General features: G+C 37.8%; 19 protein-coding genes. 10 read left to right on the top strand and 9 right to left on the bottom strand.

Annotation, left to right across the window (positions count from 1 at the left end):
* Positions 1-29: 29 nt before the first annotated feature.
* Positions 30-3,161, bottom strand: a complete 3,132-nt coding sequence (locus tag APB85_RS05025; RefSeq protein WP_057480970.1) for a UvrD-helicase domain-containing protein — start codon at positions 3,159-3,161, stop codon at positions 30-32.
* Between the two features lie 166 nt (positions 3,162-3,327).
* Between APB85_RS05025 and APB85_RS05020 the strand changes: the two genes are divergently transcribed.
* Positions 3,328-3,936, top strand: coding sequence for a superoxide dismutase (locus tag APB85_RS05020; protein WP_057480971.1), 609 nt, complete (start codon positions 3,328-3,330; stop codon positions 3,934-3,936).
* Between the two features lie 808 nt (positions 3,937-4,744).
* Here APB85_RS05020 and APB85_RS05015 read toward each other — a convergent pair.
* From APB85_RS05015 to purN, 4 genes are all read right to left on the bottom strand, one after another.
* The gene (locus tag APB85_RS05015) at positions 4,745-6,643 is read right to left on the bottom strand and encodes an amidophosphoribosyltransferase (protein ID WP_057480972.1); all 1,899 of its coding nucleotides are present in this window, start codon (positions 6,641-6,643) and stop codon (positions 4,745-4,747) included.
* A 60-nt stretch (positions 6,644-6,703) separates the two neighbouring features.
* On the bottom strand, positions 6,704-7,627 hold the full coding sequence (locus APB85_RS05010) for a PfkB family carbohydrate kinase (RefSeq protein WP_057480973.1): 924 nt from the start codon (positions 7,625-7,627) through the stop codon (positions 6,704-6,706).
* Positions 7,628-7,799: 172 nt separating this feature from the next.
* Entirely contained in the window at positions 7,800-8,267 is a 468-nt protein-coding gene (gene rnhA, locus APB85_RS05005) for a ribonuclease HI (RefSeq protein WP_057480974.1), read from the bottom strand.
* Complete coding sequence (purN, locus tag APB85_RS05000) at positions 8,267-8,866, bottom strand: phosphoribosylglycinamide formyltransferase (protein ID WP_057480976.1); 600 nt, start codon at positions 8,864-8,866, stop codon at positions 8,267-8,269. Before purN ends, rnhA begins: the two co-directional genes overlap by 1 nt.
* 148 nt (positions 8,867-9,014) lie before the next feature.
* On the opposite strand from purN, the gene APB85_RS04995 reads away from it, so the two are divergent.
* From APB85_RS04995 to pyk, 5 genes are all read left to right on the top strand, one after another.
* Complete coding sequence (locus tag APB85_RS04995) at positions 9,015-9,251, top strand: acyl carrier protein (RefSeq protein ID WP_013069791.1); 237 nt, start codon at positions 9,015-9,017, stop codon at positions 9,249-9,251.
* A 16-nt stretch (positions 9,252-9,267) separates the two neighbouring features.
* A complete protein-coding gene (fabF, locus tag APB85_RS04990) occupies positions 9,268-10,521 on the top strand; it encodes a beta-ketoacyl-ACP synthase II (protein ID WP_057481067.1) in 1,254 nt (417 codons plus the stop codon).
* Positions 10,522-10,532: 11 nt separating this feature from the next.
* Complete coding sequence (rnc, locus tag APB85_RS04985) at positions 10,533-11,264, top strand: ribonuclease III (protein ID WP_057480977.1); 732 nt, start codon at positions 10,533-10,535, stop codon at positions 11,262-11,264.
* Positions 11,265-11,377: 113 nt separating this feature from the next.
* Complete coding sequence (locus APB85_RS04980; protein WP_057480979.1) at positions 11,378-11,866, top strand: IPExxxVDY family protein; 489 nt, start codon at positions 11,378-11,380, stop codon at positions 11,864-11,866.
* A complete protein-coding gene (pyk, locus tag APB85_RS04975) occupies positions 11,866-13,296 on the top strand; it encodes a pyruvate kinase (protein WP_057480980.1) in 1,431 nt (476 codons plus the stop codon). The genes APB85_RS04980 and pyk overlap by 1 nt, the downstream gene beginning before the upstream one ends.
* 110 nt (positions 13,297-13,406) lie before the next feature.
* Here pyk and dinB read toward each other — a convergent pair whose 3' ends face one another.
* Positions 13,407-14,510 (bottom strand): DNA polymerase IV, encoded by a 1,104-nt coding sequence (gene dinB, locus APB85_RS04970; RefSeq protein ID WP_083482171.1) that lies wholly within the window; start codon positions 14,508-14,510, stop codon positions 13,407-13,409.
* Between the two features lie 169 nt (positions 14,511-14,679).
* Here dinB and APB85_RS04965 point away from each other — a divergent pair, with 169 nt between their 5' ends.
* The 4 genes from APB85_RS04965 to APB85_RS04950 are packed head-to-tail and all read left to right on the top strand — an operon-like array spanning position 14,680 to position 16,655.
* Complete coding sequence (locus tag APB85_RS04965) at positions 14,680-15,345, top strand: NAD(P)H-binding protein (RefSeq protein ID WP_057480982.1); 666 nt, start codon at positions 14,680-14,682, stop codon at positions 15,343-15,345.
* Positions 15,346-15,813, top strand: coding sequence for a CYTH domain-containing protein (locus APB85_RS04960; protein WP_057480983.1), 468 nt, complete (start codon positions 15,346-15,348; stop codon positions 15,811-15,813).
* Positions 15,814-15,821: 8 nt separating this feature from the next.
* Positions 15,822-16,322, top strand: coding sequence for a YciI family protein (locus tag APB85_RS04955; RefSeq protein ID WP_057480984.1), 501 nt, complete (start codon positions 15,822-15,824; stop codon positions 16,320-16,322).
* Positions 16,323-16,355: 33 nt separating this feature from the next.
* Positions 16,356-16,655 carry a GNAT family N-acetyltransferase gene (locus tag APB85_RS04950; protein ID WP_057480985.1) on the top strand — a complete coding sequence of 100 codons (300 nt, stop codon included), beginning with the start codon at positions 16,356-16,358 and terminating at the stop codon, positions 16,653-16,655.
* Positions 16,656-16,876: 221 nt separating this feature from the next.
* On the opposite strand, the gene trxA is transcribed toward APB85_RS04950, so the two are convergent.
* From trxA to APB85_RS04935, 3 genes are all read right to left on the bottom strand, one after another.
* A complete protein-coding gene (trxA, locus tag APB85_RS04945; protein ID WP_057481068.1) occupies positions 16,877-17,176 on the bottom strand; it encodes a thioredoxin in 300 nt (99 codons plus the stop codon).
* 140 nt (positions 17,177-17,316) lie between these two features.
* The gene (locus APB85_RS04940; protein WP_057480986.1) at positions 17,317-18,723 is read right to left on the bottom strand and encodes an efflux transporter outer membrane subunit; all 1,407 of its coding nucleotides are present in this window, start codon (positions 18,721-18,723) and stop codon (positions 17,317-17,319) included.
* A gap of 2 nt (positions 18,724-18,725) precedes the next feature.
* Positions 18,726-21,887, bottom strand: a complete 3,162-nt coding sequence (locus APB85_RS04935; RefSeq protein WP_057480987.1) for an efflux RND transporter permease subunit — start codon at positions 21,885-21,887, stop codon at positions 18,726-18,728.
* Positions 21,888-21,894: the final 7 nt, after the last annotated feature.

Here is a 21,894-nt window from a genome sequence, read left to right as displayed (position 1 = left end):
ATTCTATTTTTTACAAACTTACATTTCTTTTAAACAAGGTGCACTTTAAGCGCTTTATTTGTATAAACAAGGTTTTTGCTTCCTATGCTGTAGCCCACGTCTTCTAAAACCGCGGCATACGTATTAATTTGTGTTTCGTGAGCGGTATCAAATTTCCCGGTTTTATAATCTATAATATTCACCGTGTTTCCTAAAAAATTAATGCGGTCTGGCCTTAATCTTTTGCCTTCGGGGGTTAAAATGTCACGCTCATTATAATTTTTAGCTTCTTCGGTGTAAAATGCTGAAAGCTGTGGATGATCAGTTATTTCAAGAAGCAATTTTTCTATTTTTTCTGCAGAATCTTTAGTGATGATCCCATCGTTTATAGCTTGAGCAACCACAGGTTTTACCTGGGCCTTATAATTTATTTGCGCCAATAATTCGTGCAGAATTTCTCCTTTTTCTATGGCTTCTTCCTGTTTACTGTCCCATAGCATTCCCGATTTTGTCACGATATTTACCGCTTTATTTTGCGTGGCTGAAGAATAGAATGTTTCTGAAATAATATTTTCTGAATGACTTTCTTCTGAAATTTCCGGGCTTCCAATTTCACCAAATTCATAAGTATTGATATTGGCATCCCATCTTCCAATTTCTTTTAAAAAGCCTATTAGCAAGCCTGAAGTCTTATAAGCTTTTTCATTTCCTTTTGCATCTATTTCTTTTTTGCTTAGCAAATACAACTGTTGCGAAGCTCGGGTGCAGGCTACATAAAGTACATTTAAAGTATCGAGTTCTTTTTGATGAATCAACTCCGAATAAATATCTGAAGCTTTTGGGCCCCAATTCAGCATTTTATCTGATGCGCTCAGGTAATTCATAGGAATTTCATCTAATGGCGCCTCCATGGGTAACCAAAGTGAATCCATACGCGTGCTTTTAGAATCGGAATTAGCATAAGGATAGATCACCACCGGAAATTCCAGGCCTTTAGATTTATGAATGGTCATTATTTGAACAGCATCTTCAGCCTTTGGAACTACAATGCTTAGACTTTCTATTTCTTGTTTCCATAAATCGATAAAATCGGCTATACCGGCGGTTGCTTTTTGAGTGCTTTCAAAGATAAAATCGAGGAAAAACTGCACATAAGCATTGGAAGTTTCTACTAAAGAAAAACTTCGAATAATATATTCTGCGGCTTCATAAACCGAAAGTTGTCTTATTTTATCAAGGTCGAAATCGATATCATAATCTTTTAACCAGTGAAAAAATGCCCTGCCGTCTTTCTTTAAATTTGCTGAAATGATAGGATAGCGGTTTTCTATTTGTAAAAACTCGGCCAGGAAATCAAATAGTTCAAGTTTTAAATTATTGTCTTTAGGATTTATTGAAAATTCCAGTAAATGAGCGATAAAATTCACTTCTGGTGAATTGGCCACCAATAAAGTTTCTGAAGATACTACCGGAATATTATGCTCACTTAAATAATTTGCGATAGTGACACCTTCCTTCTTTTTGCGGGTTAAAATGCAGATATCTCCCTTCCTGAAGTTTTTCCGATCCAGGTTTTGAATTATTTCGAGGATTTTCTCAGGATAAATCTCATGTTCTTCGGTAGCATTTTCAGCTTCAATAAAATCGATATTTACATAGCCAAAGTCACCAGCCTGCGGATTTTGCTTGCTTTCCTGAAATAAACTGGAATAGGAGGGATGTTGTAAAGTGCCCGCTGCATAATTGAATAAACTATTGTTGAAGTTTACAATCTGGCTTCCGCTACGGTAATTATTGGGAAGGTTTTCTACTCGTTTTTCAATACTAAACGGATTGGTTTCTAAACATAGGTCTATAAATTGCTCGGCTTTTCCACCGCGCCACCTGTAAATAGATTGTTTGGCGTCACCAACCAGCATAGCACTTGCCGGATCTCCTGGATTTTCAGAAGAAAGTTTATTATCGATTAGCGGGATTAAGTTTTCCCACTGCATCTGCGAGGTGTCCTGAAACTCATCAATAAAATAATTCTGATAGCGTTCGCCGAGCCTTTCGTAAATAAATGGTGCGGGCTGGTCTTTAACCTGGGCGCTAATTTTTGGGTTAAATTCTGAAATTAGAATTAGGTTGCGTTCCTTTTTGATAAGTTCCACTTCCTGGTTTATCGCGTTAAGAAGTGAAAGCTGGGTGAGGTTTTTTCTAATGGCCTCAAGAAAATCAAGGTTTAGATAGGCTCTTTTCGAAATTTCAAAAAGACTAACTATTAAAGATTGGATGCTATCGAGCGCATCTTTTACTGCCTGGTTTTTATTCGACTTTGTGTAAAGTGGAGCGCTTTCCAGCTTTAGCATCCAGGCTTTTTCAAAGCCATCAATAGGCTTTTTATCTCTTAACTTTACAAAATGTTTATAAACGTATCCGCCGCTAAAGTCTTTTTCTTCAATATTATTACTTTCAACAAGGTCAAAAAATTCGGTACTGGTTTCCGCAATTATAGCTTCGGTCTTTTTAATTTCTGAACTTATCTTCTCCTTAAATTTCCGGAAATCTTCAGTAGTTTTTCCTTTGAGTTGCTTTAATGCTTCCTGATGGTTTTCGCCAATAAGTAATTCAGAGATTTCAAAAAGGTCTTTTGCGATATCCCAGCTTTTATCATCATCGGTTTTACTTATGGCAAAGGCAACAAGTACTTTGGTGAGATCTTTATCTGTGCCGGCTTTACTTATAAGCCTATCTACAGCTTCCATTAGAATTTGCCGCGTATTTAGAGCAATCTCAAAATTTACGGGTAATCCCAGGTCTTTAGCAAAAGTTCTAAGAACCCTGTGGGTAAATCCGTCAATAGTAGAAACTTCAAAGGTTGCGTAATTGTGGATAATGCTTTTTAGGATCTTTGCGGCTTTAGTTTTAAGCGCTGCTTCAGGTAAATTGGTTTCTTCAGCAATAATTTTAAAAAGCGGATTGTTTTTAGCCGAAGTTTTTTCAGCAGTAAAACCTCTCAAACTACTTATAATCCTGGATTTCATCTCGTCTACCGCCTTATTGGTAAACGTAATTGCTAAAATGTTTTTATAAGCATCGTTTTTTTCGCTTTTAAATAATAGAAGCAAATATTCTTTAACCAGGGTAAAAGTTTTTCCCGATCCTGCGGAAGCATTGTAAATGGTAAAATTGTTAGTCAAAAACGCTTATATTTTAAGGAGATTATGAATTTTAAAGGTAAAATAAAATTGTTTGGTGTTCTGTATAGGCTTTTAAGTATTTTATAACACTAAAATATTTTTATTAAATAGCTTAATACCTAAATTTGAGTGAATTTAATACTAATCACTAAAAAAATATATACAAATGGCTTTTGAGTTACCAAAGTTAAAATATGCTTTTGATGCATTAGAACCACATATAGATGCGAAAACCATGGAAATTCACCACGGCAAGCACCACGCAGGTTATACTAAGAAATTAAACGCTGCAATTGAAGGCACCGACCTTGAAGGAAAAACCATAGAGAATATCCTTGAAAATCTTGATAAATCTAATACTGCTGTGAGAAACAACGGTGGCGGATTTTATAACCACAGATTATTTTGGGAAATCATGTCTCCAGATGGTGGCGGGAAACCAGAAGGCGATCTTGCGAAAGCGATAGATAACGCATTTGGTTCTTTTGAAGCTTTTAAAGATGAATTTTCTAAAGCAGCCGCAGGACAGTTTGGTTCTGGATGGGCTTGGCTTTGTGTTCACGAAGGTGGAAAGGTAGAAATTTGCTCTACTGCAAATCAGGATAATCCATTAATGCCAGGAATTGGCTGCGGAGGAACTCCAATTTTAGGAATTGATGTTTGGGAGCACGCATACTACCTAAACTACCAAAACCGTCGTCCAGATTATATTGATGCATTCTTTAATGTTATCGACTGGAAAGAAGTAGGAAGCAGATATGCTAAGCAGAAGTAATAATTAGTTATTTCTAAATAAATTAAAAGACCGCCATAGAGCGGTCTTTTTTTTATCAGAATGTTTAAAATAAAAAAAGGCGGATCATTGATCCACCTTTCTTTGCCCCAAATCTACCATGAACTTAACCTACTTATGTTATGGTGATTCTAAAGTATACTGAATAAACCTTGCTCGCAACTTTTTTAGACCAAAGGCATAATTATTTGTTAAAGCATTGAAAATCATAAAATAATGTAGGAAAAATACTTTTTTATCGAGTTTCTTAACTGGAAAAAATTGCAGAGTGGTGTATGGAGATAAGTTAGCGCTTTTCTAAGGTCATAAAAAAAGGCAGATCGTAAGATCCACCTTTCTTTGCCCCAAATCTACCATGAACTTAACCTACTTATGTTATGGTGACTCTAAAGTATAACGAATAAACCTTGCTCGCAATTATTTTAGACCAAAGGCATATTTATTTGTTTAAAGTATTGATAATCAAAAATTAATGTAGGATAATTTTTATTTCATTCCAGAATCGAGAATAATTGATTTAATACTCACTTCTAAATCAAATTTCTTATGATAATACTTTATGAGATTGATCCTCAGTTGCTTTCTTTCAATTCGTCTGTGTAATTTCCTTTGAAGAATTTTTCAGATTCAGATAAAAATAAAAAAAGGCAGATCGTTAGATCCACCTTTTTTTGCCCCAAATCTACCATGAACTTAACCTACTTATGTTTATGGTTCTGCTAAAGTATATAAACTTAGCCCTGCTAAAAATCATTTTAGATGAAAGGTAGAAAAATTTGTTTAAATGCACTTAATAGGCTCTTCCTTCGTTTCCTTCATAGAAATTAATAAAAGCTCTATTTACCACGCGATTACCACCATTTGTTGGATAGTTACCCGTAAAATACCAGTCACCCAGGTTTTTAGGGCAGGCTTTATGCAAATTATCTACCGTTTGGTATATCACTTTTACATCTGCCTTTACATCGGTGTCGCAAAGCAATTCTGAAATTTTATCTGAGATCTGCTCATCGGTAAAAGGTTCGTAGATTTCCTTAACGAAATTCTTCACTTCTTCATCGGCAAGATCTACCTGAAGTTTACACTTCTCGTAAACCTTTTCTACAATATCGTACTGATTATTATCCTTTAGAAGCTCCAGGGCTGCTCTAAAAGCAACAAGACCTTCCAGGCGAGCCATATCTATACCGTAGCAATCTGGATAGCGAATTTGTGGTGCCGAAGAAACTACTACAATCTGACGGGGATTTAACCTATCCATCATTTTTATGATGCTTTTCTTTAAAGTGGTTCCCCTAACAATACTATCATCTATAATTACAAGACTGTCTTCTGGTTTAACCACCCCGTAGGTCACGTCATACACGTGGGCCACAAGGTCGTCCCGGCTGCTATCTTCAGTAATAAAAGTTCTAAGCTTTACGTCTTTAATCGCAATTTTTTCGGTACGTAACCTGTGCGCAAGTATTTCCTGAAGTCGCGCATCGGTTAACGTATCTTTTTCAGCTAGAATTGCATCGTTCTTCTGCTTGTTTAATTCATCCTGTGCGGCTTCTACCATCCCGTAGAAACTTGTTTCCGCAGTATTTGGAATAAAAGAGAAGACCGTATTGATCGTGTCGTGGTTTATAGATTTTAGTACTTCAGGCATCAATAAACGCCCAAGCATTTTACGTTCTTTATAGATCTCGGCATCGCTTCCGCGGGAAAAATAAATACGCTCAAAAGAACAGGCTTTTCGCTCTAAAGGCTCAAGGATTTCTTTAATATTTACCTCTCCGCTTTTTTTGGTAATAATAGCGTGTCCCGGCGGCAATTCGTGAACATCATTAAAGTCTACATTAAAGGCAGTTTGAATTACCGGCCTTTCTGATGCCACTACCACCACCTCGTCGTCTTTGTAATAATACGCGGGACGAATTCCTGCAGGATCACGTAAAACAAATGAATCTCCGTGGCCTAACATACCTGCCATAGCATAACCGCCATCCCAGTTTTTAGAAGATTTTCTAAGAATTTTTGCCACGTTTAATTTCTCAGCAATTAAAGGAGAAGCAGTAACTTTAGAGAATCCCTGTTTCTTTAATTTTTTATAGAGTTTCTCTACTTCAGAATCCAGGAAATGACCAATTTTTTCCATTACCGTAACGGTATCGGCTTTTTCTTTTGGATGCTGCCCAAGTTCTACAAGGTTATTAAAAAGCTGGTTTACATTGGTCATATTAAAATTCCCCGCAACAATCAGGTTACGATGCATCCAGTTATTCTGTCTAAGAAACGGGTGTACACTTTCTATACTATTCTTTCCAAAAGTCCCGTAGCGAACGTGCCCAAGATAAACTTCCCCTACATAAGGAAGGTTCTTTTTTTGAAGATCAACATTATCAGCATACTCAGGGTTGGCTTTAATTTCGTCGTTAATTCTTCCGTTTATCTGCTCAAAAATATCCTGAATTGGTTGTGCCGCATTAGATCTAATTCGGCTTATATAGCGATCTCCAGGGGCGGTATTTAATTTGATGTTAGCAAAACCGGCGCCATCCTGGCCGCGGTTATGCTGTTTTTCCATCATTAAATACATTTTGTTAATCCCGTAAAAGGCTGTACCATATTTTTCTTTATAGTATTCCAGGGGTTTTAACAATCGTATTTGGGCAATCCCACATTCGTGTTTTAAGGCGTCACTCATAATAAAAGGATTTCAATCCTGTTTTATATAAAAAATGCCCTGAAAATTCAGGGCATAGGTTTAGGTTAATGCTATTTCAAACTGAGTTAATTTCTTAAACTCCTCGAGGCGCGAATCCACTTCCTCGCCTGAAAGTTCTACCATCCTCTCGGTGCCAAATTTCTCTACGCAGAAGGAGGCGAGATTAGAACCATAAATAATGGCGTTTTTCATATTCTCAAAGCTTATGTCGCCGGTTTTTGCAATATATCCTGCAAAACCACCTGCAAAAGTGTCTCCGGCTCCGGTTGGGTCAAAAACTTCTTCTAATGGAAGGGCGGGGGCAAAGAATACCTGCTCTTCGTGGAATAGTAATGCGCCGTGTTCACCTTTTTTAATCACCACATATTTTGGCCCCATCGTTGCGATCTTTTTTGCAGCTTTTGCTAAAGAGTATTCGCCAGAAAGTTGGCGGGCCTCTTCATCATTAATAGTGATCACATCTACTTTATTAATTACCTTCATTAAATCTTCCAGGGCATTATCCATCCAGAAGTTCATGGTATCAAGGATGGCAAGTTTTGGAGATTCAAGTTGCTCTAAAACGCTAAGTTGAACCAAAGGATGCAGGTTCCCCAACATCACAATTTCAGCGCCTTTATATTCAATTGGTACTACCGGCTTAAAATCGGCCAGTACATTTAGCTGCGTGTCTAAAGTATCCCTCGAGTTAAGGTCGTTATGGTAACGGCCACTCCAAAAGAAGGTTTTTCCGCCGGGAACCACTTCAATTCCTTCTATATTTATATTGTTTTTGGTAAGTAGGTCAAGATATTCCTGAGGAAAATCGTCTCCTACAACAGATACCACTGCGCTATCTACATTAAACTGCGAGGCCGAAAGCCCAATATAGGTTCCTGCACCTCCAAGAATTTTATCTGTTTTTCCAAATGGGGTTTCAATAGCATCAAAGGCTACAGTGCCTACAATCAGTAATTTACTCATAATTTGGTTTAAAAAATGTGCTGCAAATATACAGTTTGTTTTTCAAGGGCTCAATCAAAATTACTTGATAATCGAGATTTAAATGTTATAAGTCTTTTCCCGAAATCAAGATTTATTTTACAAAAATACCCTTGGTTGCTTTCAAAGAGTTTATTTTAATAGAAAGTTGGATCTAGCTTTGCTGAAAACCTTCGTCTATCAATAACCTTTTTTCTTTTGAGGCAGCCACCGCTAAAGCGTCGCAGCGTTCGTTTTGCGGATGGTCGTTATGTCCCTTTATCCACCTAAAGCTTACATCGTGTTTCCTAATTTCCTTTAAAAACTCGATCCAGAGATCGGCATTTTTTCGATCTTTAAAATTTTTCTTTTCCCAGCCGAAAACCCACTTTTTATTTACCGCATCGGCTACATATTTTGAATCGGTAAAAACAATGGCAGAAACACCTGGCTTTTTTAATTTTTTTAGCGCATCGATTACCGCCAGCAACTCCATCCGGTTATTGGTAGTGTGTTTAAAACCTTTTGCGAATTCTTTACGGTAGGATTTGCCTACCCATTCCATTACAATGCCGTAACCGCCGGGGCCGGGATTTCCTCTCGCGGCGCCATCGGTATAAATGTGTACCTGGGCTGTTTGCACTATTGGGATTTCTTTTGAAGCAATTGCTGAATGATTTCTGGGAAATGTTTGTATTCCAGCTTATGAATTTTTTCTGCGAGACTTTCTGGCGTATCTTCTTCTGAAACATCTGTTTTTGCCTGAAAGATTATTTCGCCTTCATCATAATTTTCATTTACAAAATGAATGCTGATCCCGCTTTCTTTTTCTTTATTCTGAATAATGGTTTCGTGCACTCTCATACCGTACATTCCTTTGCCGCCGTATTTTGGAAGTAGCGCAGGATGAATATTTACAATCTTACCAGGGAATTTTTTTAGAATGTCTTCGGGGAAAATCCACATAAATCCGGCTAAAACAATTAAATCTGGATTTATATCCTCTAAAACATGCAGAACATCGTAACTATTATAGAGTGCATCCTTATCAAAATGAAGGGCTTTAACATTTAGATCGTGAGCTCTTTTTAGCACTTTTGCCGACCTTTTGTTCGAGAAAACCGCTACAACACTGGCATTGGGTGATTTTTGAAAAAATTTAATGATATTTTCAGCATTGGTTCCGGAGCCGGAAGCAAAGACAACTATTTTTTTTTGATCAATATGTGCTGGAGTGCTCAAAATAAGCTTGTTAACAATTATTAGAATGTAAAATTAAGTCCTTTCAACGAAATTTATGTAAATTACGAGCACATTTTTAAAGTAAAAATCGGTTTTAAAATAAAGTTTTTTATTTTTGCCACCTAATCAAAATTTAAATAAAAGTATTATGTCAGACATTGCATCAAGAGTAAAAGCGATTATCGTTGACAAGTTAGGTGTTGACGAGAACGAGGTAGTTAACGAAGCAAGCTTCACAAACGACCTGGGTGCTGATTCATTGGACACTGTGGAATTGATCATGGAATTCGAAAAAGAATTCGACATCCAGATTCCTGATGACCAGGCTGAGAACATTGCCACAGTAGGTCAGGCAATTTCTTATATTGAAGACGCAAAAAAATAAAAAGAGTATAGACCATATGGAGTTAAAGCGAGTTGTAGTAACGGGCCTGGGAGCCCTAACCCCCATTGGTAACAATATTGAAGAATATTGGGAGGCTTTGGTAGCCGGAAAAAGTGGTGGTGCACCTATTACCTATTTCGATACTGAAAAATTCAAAACCAAATTCGCTTGTGAACTCAAAAATTTTGACCCGCTGGACTTCTTTGACCGCAAGGAAGTAAGAAGGCTGGACAGGTTTGCCCAATATGCCATTGTAGCTTCAGATGAAGCCATAAAAGATTCCGGCATCAATCTGGATACCGTAGATAAGTATCGGGTTGGTGTAATATGGGGGGCCGGAATTGGCGGATTGGAAACATTTCAGAATGAAGTGCTAAACTTCGCTAACGGCGATGGTACACCAAGGTTTAACCCCTTCTTTATCCCTAAGATGATTGCTGATATTGCCCCGGGTAATATCTCTATTCGTCACGGGTTTATGGGAGCAAATTATACTACTGTTTCAGCTTGTGCATCTGCGGCTAACGCCATGATAGATGCGCTAAATAATATTAGGCTGGGACATAGTGATATTATTGTTTCCGGAGGTTCAGAAGCAGCGGTAACTATGGCTGGAATGGGCGGCTTTAATGCCATGCATGCCTTATCGACACAAAACGATAACCCTCAAACAGCTTCAAGACCATTTGATGCTACGCGAGATGGTTTTGTGTTAGGAGAAGGTAGTGGAGCACTTATTCTTGAAGAATACGAGCACGCAAAAGCCAGAGGAGCCAAAATTTATGCTGAAGTTCTTGGAGGAGGTTTATCTTCTGATGCTTACCACATGACAGCACCTCACCCTGAAGGAAATGGAGTTGTTGCGGTTATGGAAAACTGTCTTAGGAATGCAGAAATGAAGCCCGAAGATGTAGACGCCATTAACACGCACGGAACTTCTACACCACTAGGTGATGTAGCCGAGTTGAAAGCGATAAGCAAGGTTTTTGGTGAACACGCCAAGACCATAAATATCAATTCAACAAAGTCTATGACCGGGCACTTACTTGGTGCTGCCGGTGCGGTAGAAGCGATTTCAGCAATTCTATCTATGCAACATGGTATTGTACCACCTACCATTAATCACGAACACAAGGATGAAAATATTGATCCTGAATTGAATCTTACTTTAAATAAGGCTCAAAAACGTGATGTGAAAGTTGTTATGAGTAACACTTTTGGATTTGGAGGGCATAATGCCTGTGTATTATTTAAAAAGTATGATGAATAACCAAATGTAATATGGGCGTTATTCGAAATATATTAAATTCCCGTTCTGGTAAAGGCGGGAATTTTTTTTCGGTTTTATACAAAATACTGGGCTTTAAGCCTAAAAACCTGCTTCACTATCAAAAAGCATTTACCCATCGTTCTCTTAATATTAAAGATGAAAAGGGAAATGCTATAAGTTTTGAGCGCCTGGAATTCTTAGGCGATGCTATGTTAAGTGCAGTTATCGCTTCCCATCTTTTTAAAGCTGTTCCCGGCGGTAATGAAGGTTATCTTACCAAAATGCGATCTAAAGTTGTTAGCCGGAAGCATTTAAATGAACTGGGCAAGGATCTTAAACTTATAGATCACGTGCAAACTAATATTCCAAAAGATCAATTTGGGTCTAATATTCACGGGAATTTATTTGAAGCCTTAATAGGCGCGATCTATCTTGATAGGGGTTATAAATACTGTAAACGTTTTATTCACGAGAGGGTAATTGAACCTTACGTAGATATTGAGCAATTAGAAGGGCGGGTAATAAGTTACAAAAGCCTTTTTATTGAGTGGTGCCAGAAAGAGAAGAAAGAATTTGAGTTTGAGGTGTACGAAGACACCGGAAATGATGAGGTAAAACATTTCGCTGTAAAATTGCGGTTAGATGATAAGGTTGTTGCAAAAGCAAGAGCTACCTCAAAAAAGAAAGCTGAAGAGAAAACTGCAAAAAGAGCTTATTACGCACTTCAAAATAAAATCACGTAAAATTGTGAAATTAACGCAAGCTATAACGTTTTCGTAGATAAATATGAACTTTTGAAGGTATAAAGCTTCATTTTTCTCAATCTTATCTTATCTTTAACCTTAAATTGAAAGCTATGCAATTGCATAAAACGCTGCTGGAAGATGTTGAGGAAGATGAATTCGGGCTCATAGCGCTTTATGGTGATTTAGAAGGATTTAAGATGGCTTATTTGCTAAATAAGTATCTAAAACTTCAATTAAAAAGAGAACGTAGGGATTTAGACTTCAACCATAAATCGGTAAAAGCTTACTACGCTCATTATTCCTTTAAGGATCTGAAAAATTTTAGATCGTATCACCTGGTAGCCAATAAATTTAAAGGAGAATCCCAAAAAATATTAAGTGCGGGTTCTTTATTTGAAGAAGAAGAAGTTAGACCGCTACAGGTAAACCTGGTGCCTGAATATAAAAAGGTAGATTTCTTTCTTAAAATAGATGAGGAACTTAATCAAAAAGACCTCAATTTGCTCGTTAACGCCATAAGCCAGATACCGCAGGTTAGAGCAGTTTATAAAATTGATACAGATTTATTAAAATCCAAACAAAATTTAATTTTTGAATAATGCCAACAAATAAGAAGACTAAAATAGTTGCAACCCTAGGACCGGCAACTAGTTCCAAAGAAACTTTAGATAAAATGCTCCAGGCCGGGGTAAACGTTTTTAGAATAAACTTTTCCCACGCTAATTATGACGATGTAAAAGAACGCATCCAAATGATTAGAGACCTGAATAAGGAAAAAGGCTATAATGCTGCGATTCTCGGAGATTTACAAGGCCCAAAGCTTCGTGTAGGAGTAATGAAAGATGAAGTGGTTGTTGCAGAAGGAGACGAGATCGTTTTTGCTACCGGAAAGGAATTTAAAGGAACTGCAGAACGCGTTTATATGAATTACGAGACTTTTCCGCAAGATGTATCGGCGGGAGAGCGTATTCTTTTAGATGACGGAAAACTTATTTTTGAGGTAATAAGTTCTAATAAAAAAGATGAAGTTAAAACCCGTGTAATACAGGGCGGACCTTTAAAATCCAAGAAGGGTGTAAACCTTCCAAATACTAATATTTCACTTCCTGCTTTAACTGAAAAGGATGTGAAAGATGCGATTTTTGCTTGTGAGATGCAGGTAGACTGGATGGCTCTTTCTTTTGTGCGTCACGCCGAAGATTTAAAAGAACTTCAGGATCTAATTAAGAAGCACAGCGAATATAAAATTCCGATCATAGCCAAAATTGAAAAGCCGGAAGGTGTAGCCAATATCGATAAGATCGTGGCTTACTGTGATGGTTTGATGGTGGCACGTGGAGATTTAGGAGTAGAGATTCCCGCTCAGGAAGTTCCACTTATTCAGAAGAAATTGGTTCTTACGGCTAAAAAAGCCAGAATTCCGGTAATTATCGCTACGCAAATGATGGAAACCATGATCACTAGCCTTACCCCAACCAGGGCAGAGGTAAATGATGTGGCAAACTCTGTAATGGACGGAGCAGATGCGGTGATGCTTAGTGGAGAAACTTCGGTAGGGCAGTATCCGGTTCAGGTTATTCAAAAAATGGCCCAGATTTTAGAGAGCGTAGAGAACTCGCCTTTGATTAAAGTTCCTCACGATCCGCCACATGTTCGCACCAAACGTTACATTACAAAAGCGGTTTGTTACCACGCGGCGCATATGGCTAATGAAATTAAGGCCAAAGCTATTTGTACTTTAACCAATAGTGGGTATACCGCATTCCAGATCTCAGCCTGGAGACCGGAAGCACATATTTTAGTATTTACTTCTAATAATAGAATTTTATCGCAGCTTAGCTTGCTTTGGGGTGTTAAAGCTTTTCATTATGACAAGTTTGTAAGTACCGATGAAACTATTGATGATATTAACCGAATTGCAAAAGAAAAAACCTTTGTAGAGGTAGGTGATTTTATCATAAATCTTGCAGCAATGCCAATTGGTGAAAAAGGTATGGTGAATACTTTAAGAGTTTCTGAAATAGAATAAATTATATTTTTATAAAGAGTAGGCTACGAATTCACAATTAGTGAATTCGTGGCTTTTTTTGTTTCAAAAGTATTATGTTGAATTTTTATAGGGTTGAAATTGAATCCTATTTAAAATTCAAACTTCAGTTGTACTTCTATTTCCTTCTCTTCTTTTGGTTTCTTTTCGCTTTTGTCGGTGTTTAAATTTGAAAGTGAAATTCCTAACAGTCGAACCGAATCTTTCATTTTTTCCTGGTATAATAATTCCTTCGCATTTTCGAGGATCAATTCTTTGCTGGAAATATAGAATGAAACCGTTTTGCTACGGGTTTGCTGTGTAAAATCGCTGTACTTAATTTTAAGGGTAATGGTCTTCCCGGCAACTTTGCTTTTTTTGAGTCGGCGTTCTATTTCTTCGGCAATGTTTTCAAGCCTTTCCAGCATAAAAATTTCCGAAGAGATATTTTCATTAAAAGTGCGTTCTGCACCAAGCGATTTACGAATTCGGTTTGGTTTTACCTCACTTAAATGAATGCCACGAACCACGTTGTAATAATGCGAACCGCTTTTCCCGAATTTTTCGGTTAGATAATCCAGGCTTTTGGTTTTAAGGTCTTTTCCGGTGAAAATACCCAGCATATACATTTTTTCTGCAGTGACTTTTCCAACGCCGTGAAATTTTCGGATATCTAAAACCTCTAAAAACTCTTCAACTTCTTCGGGATTTACCGTTTTTTGTCCGTTGGGCTTATTAAAATCACTGGCAATTTTTGCAATAAACTTGTTGATAGAAATCCCGGCTGAAGCATTCAAACCCGTTTTTTCTTTAATTTTTTCTCGAATTTCTTTGGCAATAAGACTTGCACTGGGATTCCCCTTTTTATTTTCGGTAACGTCCAGGTAAGCTTCATCTAAAGAAAGCGGCTCCACCAGGTCGGTATATTCATAGAATATTTCCCTGATTCGTTGCGAGATTTCGCGGTAACGGTCAAATCGGGTTTTTACAAATATTAGATGCGGGCAATTGCGTTTGGCAATCACGCTGCTCATAGCGCTTTTTACGCCATATTTACGCGCTTCGTAGCTTGCGGCGCTAACAACACCTCTTTCTGAACTTCCGCCCACAGCGATGGCTTTACCGCGTAATTCGGGATTGTCCAACTGTTCTACCGAGGCATAGAAAGCATCCATATCTATATGAATGATTTTGCGAAGTGGAAGTTCTTGATTCACTTTACAAAAATAAAGAAACAGAATGTTGTTCTAAACACTTTGATCAAACTTGCTTTCTTAAAATTTAGTTACGGTTCATAGTGGGGCGGCTTATTTTGTTTATATTCTTTACTGAAAGCTAATATTGTTGGCACAAACAATTATTAACCGATCAAAAAAATAAAAGATAATGCCAAAAACAGCTATAATTTTAGGAGCTACCGGCCTTACCGGCGGGATGTTACTTCAACAATTACTGGAAGACGATAGGTATGAAAAGATCAAACTCTTCTCAAGGAGTTCGGTGGAAATCGAAAATCCTAAGATCGAGGAACATTTAATAGACCTTTTTAAACTTGAAGAGCATAAAGATAAGTTTACTGCCGATGAGGTTTTTTGTTGCGTAGGTACTACAAAAAGTAAAACTCCAGATCATGAAACCTATACCAGGATAGACCGTGGAATCCCAATTGCTGCCGCAAAACTTTGTAAAGAGAATAAAGTAGATACTTTCCTTGTAGTTTCTGCACTGGGCGCCAATCCTAAGAGCCGGGTATTTTATAATCGTACCAAGGGGAAAATGGAACAGGAGGTTTTAGAGCAGGAAATTAAACATACTTATATTCTACAACCTTCTCTTATTACCGGTGAGCGGAAAGAAAGCAGGAGTTTTGAAAAAATAGGGAAAATAATGCTGAATTTCGTCAATCCATTTTTCCTTGGAACTTTAAGAAAATATAAATCTATTTCAGCTGAAAGTATTGCCAAAGCGATGGTAGCAATTGCTAATTCACCCGAGTTGGACGTGCAAAGAATCCCTTCAGACGAAATTAAAAACATAGCACATAATAACTAAATGCAGGAAATTGAACGTAAATTCCTTGTAGTTTCAGAGGATTTTAAAAATGAAGCTTTTAAGAATTTCAGGATAAAACAAGGATTTTTAAATACCCATCCAGAGCGAACTGTTCGTTTAAGGATTACAGGTGATAAGGCGTTTCTAACTATTAAAGGAAAATCTTCTAAAAACGGATTATCCCGTTTTGAGTGGGAAAAGGAAATTGATATAGACGAAGCCGAAGCACTATTTGAACTTTGTGAACCGGGAATTATAGAGAAAACCCGGTATTTGGTAAAAGCAGGAGATTTCGTGTTTGAAATTGACGAATTTTATGGTGAGAACGAAGGCTTGAAGGTGGCAGAAATAGAACTTAATAAAGAAACCGATACCTTTGAAAAGCCTCAGTGGCTCGGAAGAGAAGTAACCGGGGAAATAAAATATTATAATTCACAATTAAGTAAAAAACCCTATAAAAACTGGTAACGCTACGAATGAAGAAACTAATTTATACACTGGCTTTTCCTCTATTGTTAATTTCGTGTAAGGATATTCCCGAACAGGAACGAGGTATCCCTGGACCCGAAAAAATTGCGGTAGAAAAATCTAAAATGAATATTGATTCTATAGAAAATGATTTAAAGGAAAAGGGCTATCAAACCTTTAAATACGAAGACGGCGATACTACTTACTTAATGCAACAATATTATATGGTATTTCTAAAGAGTGGTGCAAATAGAAGTCAGGATTCTACTGAAGCTGCGCGCTTGCAAAAGGAGCACCTGGCTTATTTGAGCAGGATGGCCGAAGAAGGTTATGCCAGTTTAATTGGACCCTTTGGTGGTGACGGCGATATTCGTGGAATTGCGGTTTATAATACCGCCACCCTGGAAGAAGCCGACAGTTTGGCCAGGCAAGATCCTATGGTAAAAGCCGGTAGGCTGGAAGTGGAAGTTAACCCCTGGTGGACTGCAAAAGGAGGAAAGTTGAACTAGAGCTAAGCAAACAGAAATTTTAAATATTTGAATATGAAGATTGAGCAAATTGATGAGGTAACCAAAGGATTTTTCCAGGTTTTAGAAGATGAAACACAAGCCGGGAAAATTGAATATACCTGGGCAGGGAAAAGTAAGTTTATTATAGATCATACAGAAGTTGATCCTGATTTTAAAGGTAAAGGCCTTGGAAAGAAAATGGTGAAAGCGACCGTAGATTTTGCAAAAGAAAATAAACTAAAAGTGATTCCGCTATGTCCTTTTGCTAAAAGCCTGATAGAAAAAACGCCTGAATTTCAGGAAGTGCATAGCAAGACTGATGCTGAACTTTAAAGGAAGGTCATCTGAGGATTTAAAAGTGCCAGATTTTGATAAACTGTAGTAGATGAACTAATTATAATACATCATTGCGAACCCGGTAAAGCAATCTGTTTTCAGTAAGATAATATTTTCTGAAATAAATTTAATAAAACAGTAGATTGCCTTAGAGCCGGCTTCGCAATAACGAACTTCTTTACTCGATAATCGTGATTAAATATTCCGAAGTTTTTTGCTTAGGATTTAGAATTGATCACTTGAATAATTTCTGCCTTTTGTAAAACTCCAGATTGTCTCCAAAGTTGTTGCCCGTTTTTAAATAAAATCATTGTAGGCACACCACGCACCTGATATTTTCCTGCCAACTCCTGGTTTTTATCTACATCTATCTTTACGATTTTTACTGCATCGCCTAATTCGGCTTTTACCTCTTTTAGAATTGGAGCCAATGTTTTACAAGGCCCACACCAATCGGCATGAAAGTCTACTAAAACGGCTTTTTCATCTTTTATAATTTCGCTAAAATTGCTTTTCATAATAATTAAATTAAGCTTTCTTAAAGTTACTGAATTTCCTGCTTTAGTCGAAAATAAATTGCTCTTCCAACAAAAAACAGCCACGAAATAAAATTCCGTGGCTGCCTCTTCAACAATTAATAAAACAAATTCAACAAAAATTATTGCCAGCCTCCACCAAGGGCTTTATAAAGGTTTACGATGGAATTCAATTTATTGTATTCGGCACTAATCAAATTAAGTCTTGAGTTTAATGCATTCTCCCTGGCAGTTAAAACTTCCAGATAGTTTACGAGTCCGTTATTAAGCAATTCTTCAGAAAAATCTGATGCTTTACTATAGGCTTCATATTCGTTTTCCAGAATATTCTTGCGTTCTGTACTTGCTTTATAATTAGAAAGCGCATCAGAAACTTCTCTGCCGGCTACCAGAATCGCTTGTTTAAAGTTTAGCAGAGCTTGTTGCTGTTGCGCCTGTGAAACTTCATACTGCGTTCTTATTTGCCTTTTGTTAATTATTGGCTGCAATAAAGATGCACCTAAATTAGCAAAGAGAGAGTTTGCATTTAATAATTTATCTAATTCCAAACTCTGAAAACCTCCCGATGCGGTTAGTGTAAGGGAAGGATAGAAATTTGCCCTTGCAGCATTTGTGAGTTCAAAAGCATTTATAAGTCCGTACTCTGCGGCGATCACATCTGGCCGGTTTCTAAGTAGTTGAGAAGGCACACCGGTATTAAGTGGCGTGATAATATTCTGTTTAGAAAGCTCGGTTCTTTCTATTTCCTGCGGACCTTCGCCCAGGAGTATAGAAAGTGAATTTTCCAGTAAACGAATTTGATTTTTAAGCTGTACCACTAAAGCTTCGGCCGTATGCAATTGTGCTTTGGTTTGCTGGACCCCAACTTCGGTAACATTCCCGGCTGTTTTTAAAGCTTCGGTAGTTTCCAGGCTGCTTTCCCTGTTTTCGAGAGTTTGTTCAGCAATTCTAAGTTGTTCATCCAGGCTCAGCAATTGGTAGTAATTACTGGCAATATTCGCAATAAGCTGAGTTTTTACCGCTTTGTGAGCCGCTTCACTTTGTAAATAAGCCGCGGTAAAAGCACGATCGTTACTTCTTATTTTTCCCCAAATATCGGCTTCCCAGGAAAGATTTCCGGTTACATCGTATTGGGTAATACTTCCATCAAAGAAAGACCCGAACTGGCTATTTGGAGATAAGATTTGATGGCTCACAGCCGGTCCCGCATTTAAAGTAGGAAAATAGCTTGCTTTCCCCTGTTTTACGTAAGCTTCTGCTGCCAACATTTGCTGTATGGCAATTCGAATATCAATATTATTCTCCAGCCCTTCTTCAATATGATTTTTCAGAATAGGATCGGTGAAAATTTCCTTCCAGGAAATCACCGCCATACTCAGGGAATCCTGCGGAAGATTATCTGTTCTATAAAGTTCTTCTGAAATTTCTTCCAGTTCAGGACGTTCGTAATCTTTGGCTGCAAAACAGGAAACCAATAAAAATGGTAAGGCTCCCCCAAGCAAAAGTTTATATATACTGTTCTTTCTCATTGTTATTCTTTTTCAGAAATTGATTTGTTTTCTGTTTTAGCTGCTTCTGGTATCCCGGTTATTTTTTCCTGTAAATGTTGGAAAATGATATAAAGAATTGGAATAATAAAAACTCCCAATATGGTACCAACTAATAAACCTCCAACAGCTCCCGTACCTATAGAGCGGTTACCTGCAGCACCTGTACCACCGGCAAAAACCAAAGGAAGTAAACCAATAATAAAGGCAAAAGAGGTCATTAAAATAGGTCTTAACCGCACTCTTGCACCCTCTAAGGCAGCATCTACAATAGAAAGGCCTGCCTGCCTTCGTTGCATGGCAAACTCTACAATAAGAATTGCGTTCTTAGCCAGCAGCCCCAGCAGCATTATTAAAGCAATTTGGAAATAAATATTTGCCTGAAGCCCTGTGAATTTAGTTACCAGGTAAGAGCCCATTACCCCAACCGGCAATGAAAGTAGCACTGCGAAAGGAATAAGGTAACTTTCATATTGAGCTGAAAGAATGAAGTAAACAAACAGAATACTTAAAATCAAGATAAAAGTAGTCTGTGAACCTGCTGAAACTTCTTCCCTGGTAAGTCCGCTATAATCTACGCTAAAATTAGAGGGTAGTGATTCTGCACTTACTTCTTGTACTGCTGCAATAGCATCTCCAGAAGAATATCCCGGAGCCGGGGCACCGTTTATAGTTGCCGAGTTAAACAGGTTAAACCTGGTTACCGATTGCGGACCATAAACCCGTTTTAAGCTTACAAATTCACTTAAAGGCGCCATTTCTCCCTGGGAATTTCTTACAAATAGAGAATTTAAATCGTCGGTGCCGGCGCGATCTTCAGGTAAAGCCTGAACATACACACGATATTGTTTACCAAATCTAGAGAAATCTGCTGCGTAAATACTTCCAATATACCCTTGTAATGTTGAGAAGATGGTAGAAATATCCACGCCTGCTTCTTTAGCTTTCGGAATATTTAAATCCATTTCATACTGCGGATAATTTGTGTTGAAAGAACTTTGTGCATACTGAATTTCCGGTCTTTGGGAAAGCGCTGCAATATAATTTTGGGTTTGGGTATCCAGTTCCTGGAAACTACCACCTGATCTATCTAACAATTTAGCTTCAAATCCCCCTGAAACTCCAAAACCTGGAATACTGGGAGGAGAAAAGAATAGCATTTCAGCATCAGAAAATGAAGCGCCAATTTGAAATAATTGTCCCTGGATAGATTCTACCGATAGGTGATCTTCTTCACGTTCACTCCAGTCGTCTAATTTAATAAAACCAAGTGCATAGTTACTACCTGCTCCACCAATTAAACTATAACCATTTACTAAAGAAACACCCTGTACACCTTCTATTTGTTGTGCTTTTTTCTCTAATTCTGAAGTAATTCCCACGGTTCTGTCTAAAGAAGCACCGGCAGGTAATTCAACATTTACAAATAATATTCCGCGGTCTTCATCTGGTACAAAACCGGTTGGAGTAGTCTTAGCTCCCCAAAATATAGCAAGTACCGCAGCTACAAGGATTAGCCCTGTAATCCACTTATGTTTACTTAAAAATGAAAGGGAATTCACATACTTGTCAGTAGTTACTTTAAAAGCGGTATTAAACGAACTAAAGAAGCGCTGTAAAAAATTCTTTTTCTTATGTTCTTCGTCTTCACGATGTGGTTTTAAGAAAATGGCACAAAGCGCAGGACTTAAAGTTAAAGCATTAACTGCAGATATTGCAATAGCTACAATTAAAGTCACCCCAAATTGTTCATAGAAAACTCCTGTGGGTCCCGTGATAAAAGTTACGGGAATAAATACCGCTCCCATTACCAGCGTAATAGAAATAATCGCCCCGGTAATTTCGTCCATCGCTTTTCTTGTACCGCTTATGGCATCTTTAGCTCCTTCTTCCATTTTTGCATGTACGGCTTCTACTACTACAATAGCATCATCTACTACAATACCAATAGCCAGTACCAGCGCAAATAGCGTTAGTAAGTTTATAGAGTACCCAAACAGGTTTAAGAAAAAGAATGTACCAATTATGGAAACCGGTACCGCAATAGCAGGAATAAGGGTAGACCTAAAATCCTGAAGAAATATAAAAACTACAATAAATACCAGTATAAACGCTTCAATAAGCGTTAAAATCACTTTATCTATAGAAGCGGTAAGAAATTCGTTGGTATCAAAATTTATATATACCGAAAGCCCGGTTGGAAAATCTTCTTCCATTTCGTCCAGCTTCTGGTGAATATTTTCAATAATTTCCTGGGCATTAGAACCTGGCGTTTGGTAAACAGCCATATTCACTCCTGGCTTACCATTGGTATATCCAATAACATTATAACCTTCGGCATCCAGTTCAACTTCTGCAACATCGTCTAACCTTAGGTATTGCCCATTATCAAGGGCTTTAATAATAATATTTCGGTATTGATCTTCGTCCTGGTATCTTCCGCTATAACGCAGTACATATTCAAAAGCTTCAGCATTATTTTGACCTAAAGATCCCGCAGCAGCTTCCTGACTTTGCTCATTAATAGCTCCAATAACATCTGAAGGGATTAAATTATAAGCCGCTAATTTTTCAGGCTGAAGCCAGATTCGCATCGCATATTTCTTGGCGCCAAATACATTTACGTTCCCAACCCCGTTAATACGCTGTAATTCTGGAATCACGTTAATATTCAGGTAATTCTGAATAAAAGTTGCGTCATATTCTTCGTTGTCTGAAACCACGGTAAAGAACATCAATGCACTGGTTTGTTCTTTTTGCGTGGTTACCCCAGATTGGGTTACTTCCTGCGGCAGTAAAGGTGTAGCACGTGCCACACGGTTTTGAACGTTTACCGCGGCAATATCTGGATCTACTCCCTGGTCAAAAAATACCTGTATACTGGCACTACCGTTGTTACTGGCAGTAGAGGTAATATAATCCATTCCCTCAACCCCGTTTATTTGCTCTTCAATGGGAATAATTACACTCTCCAGTACTGTTTGAGCATTTGCCCCCGGGAAATTAGCCGAAACCTGAACCGTTGGAGGGGCAATATCTGGATACTGCGTTACAGGCAGTGTTGAAATTCCCAACACACCCAATACCACAATTATAATGGAAACGACCGTAGATAATACCGGTCTTTCTATAAATTTCTTTAGCATCTTAAAG

Origin of the sequence: Salegentibacter mishustinae, from assembly GCF_002900095.1 — a bacterium.
Classification (GTDB): domain Bacteria; phylum Bacteroidota; class Bacteroidia; order Flavobacteriales; family Flavobacteriaceae; genus Salegentibacter; species Salegentibacter mishustinae.
This window is presented reverse-complemented; position numbering and strand designations above follow the sequence as displayed.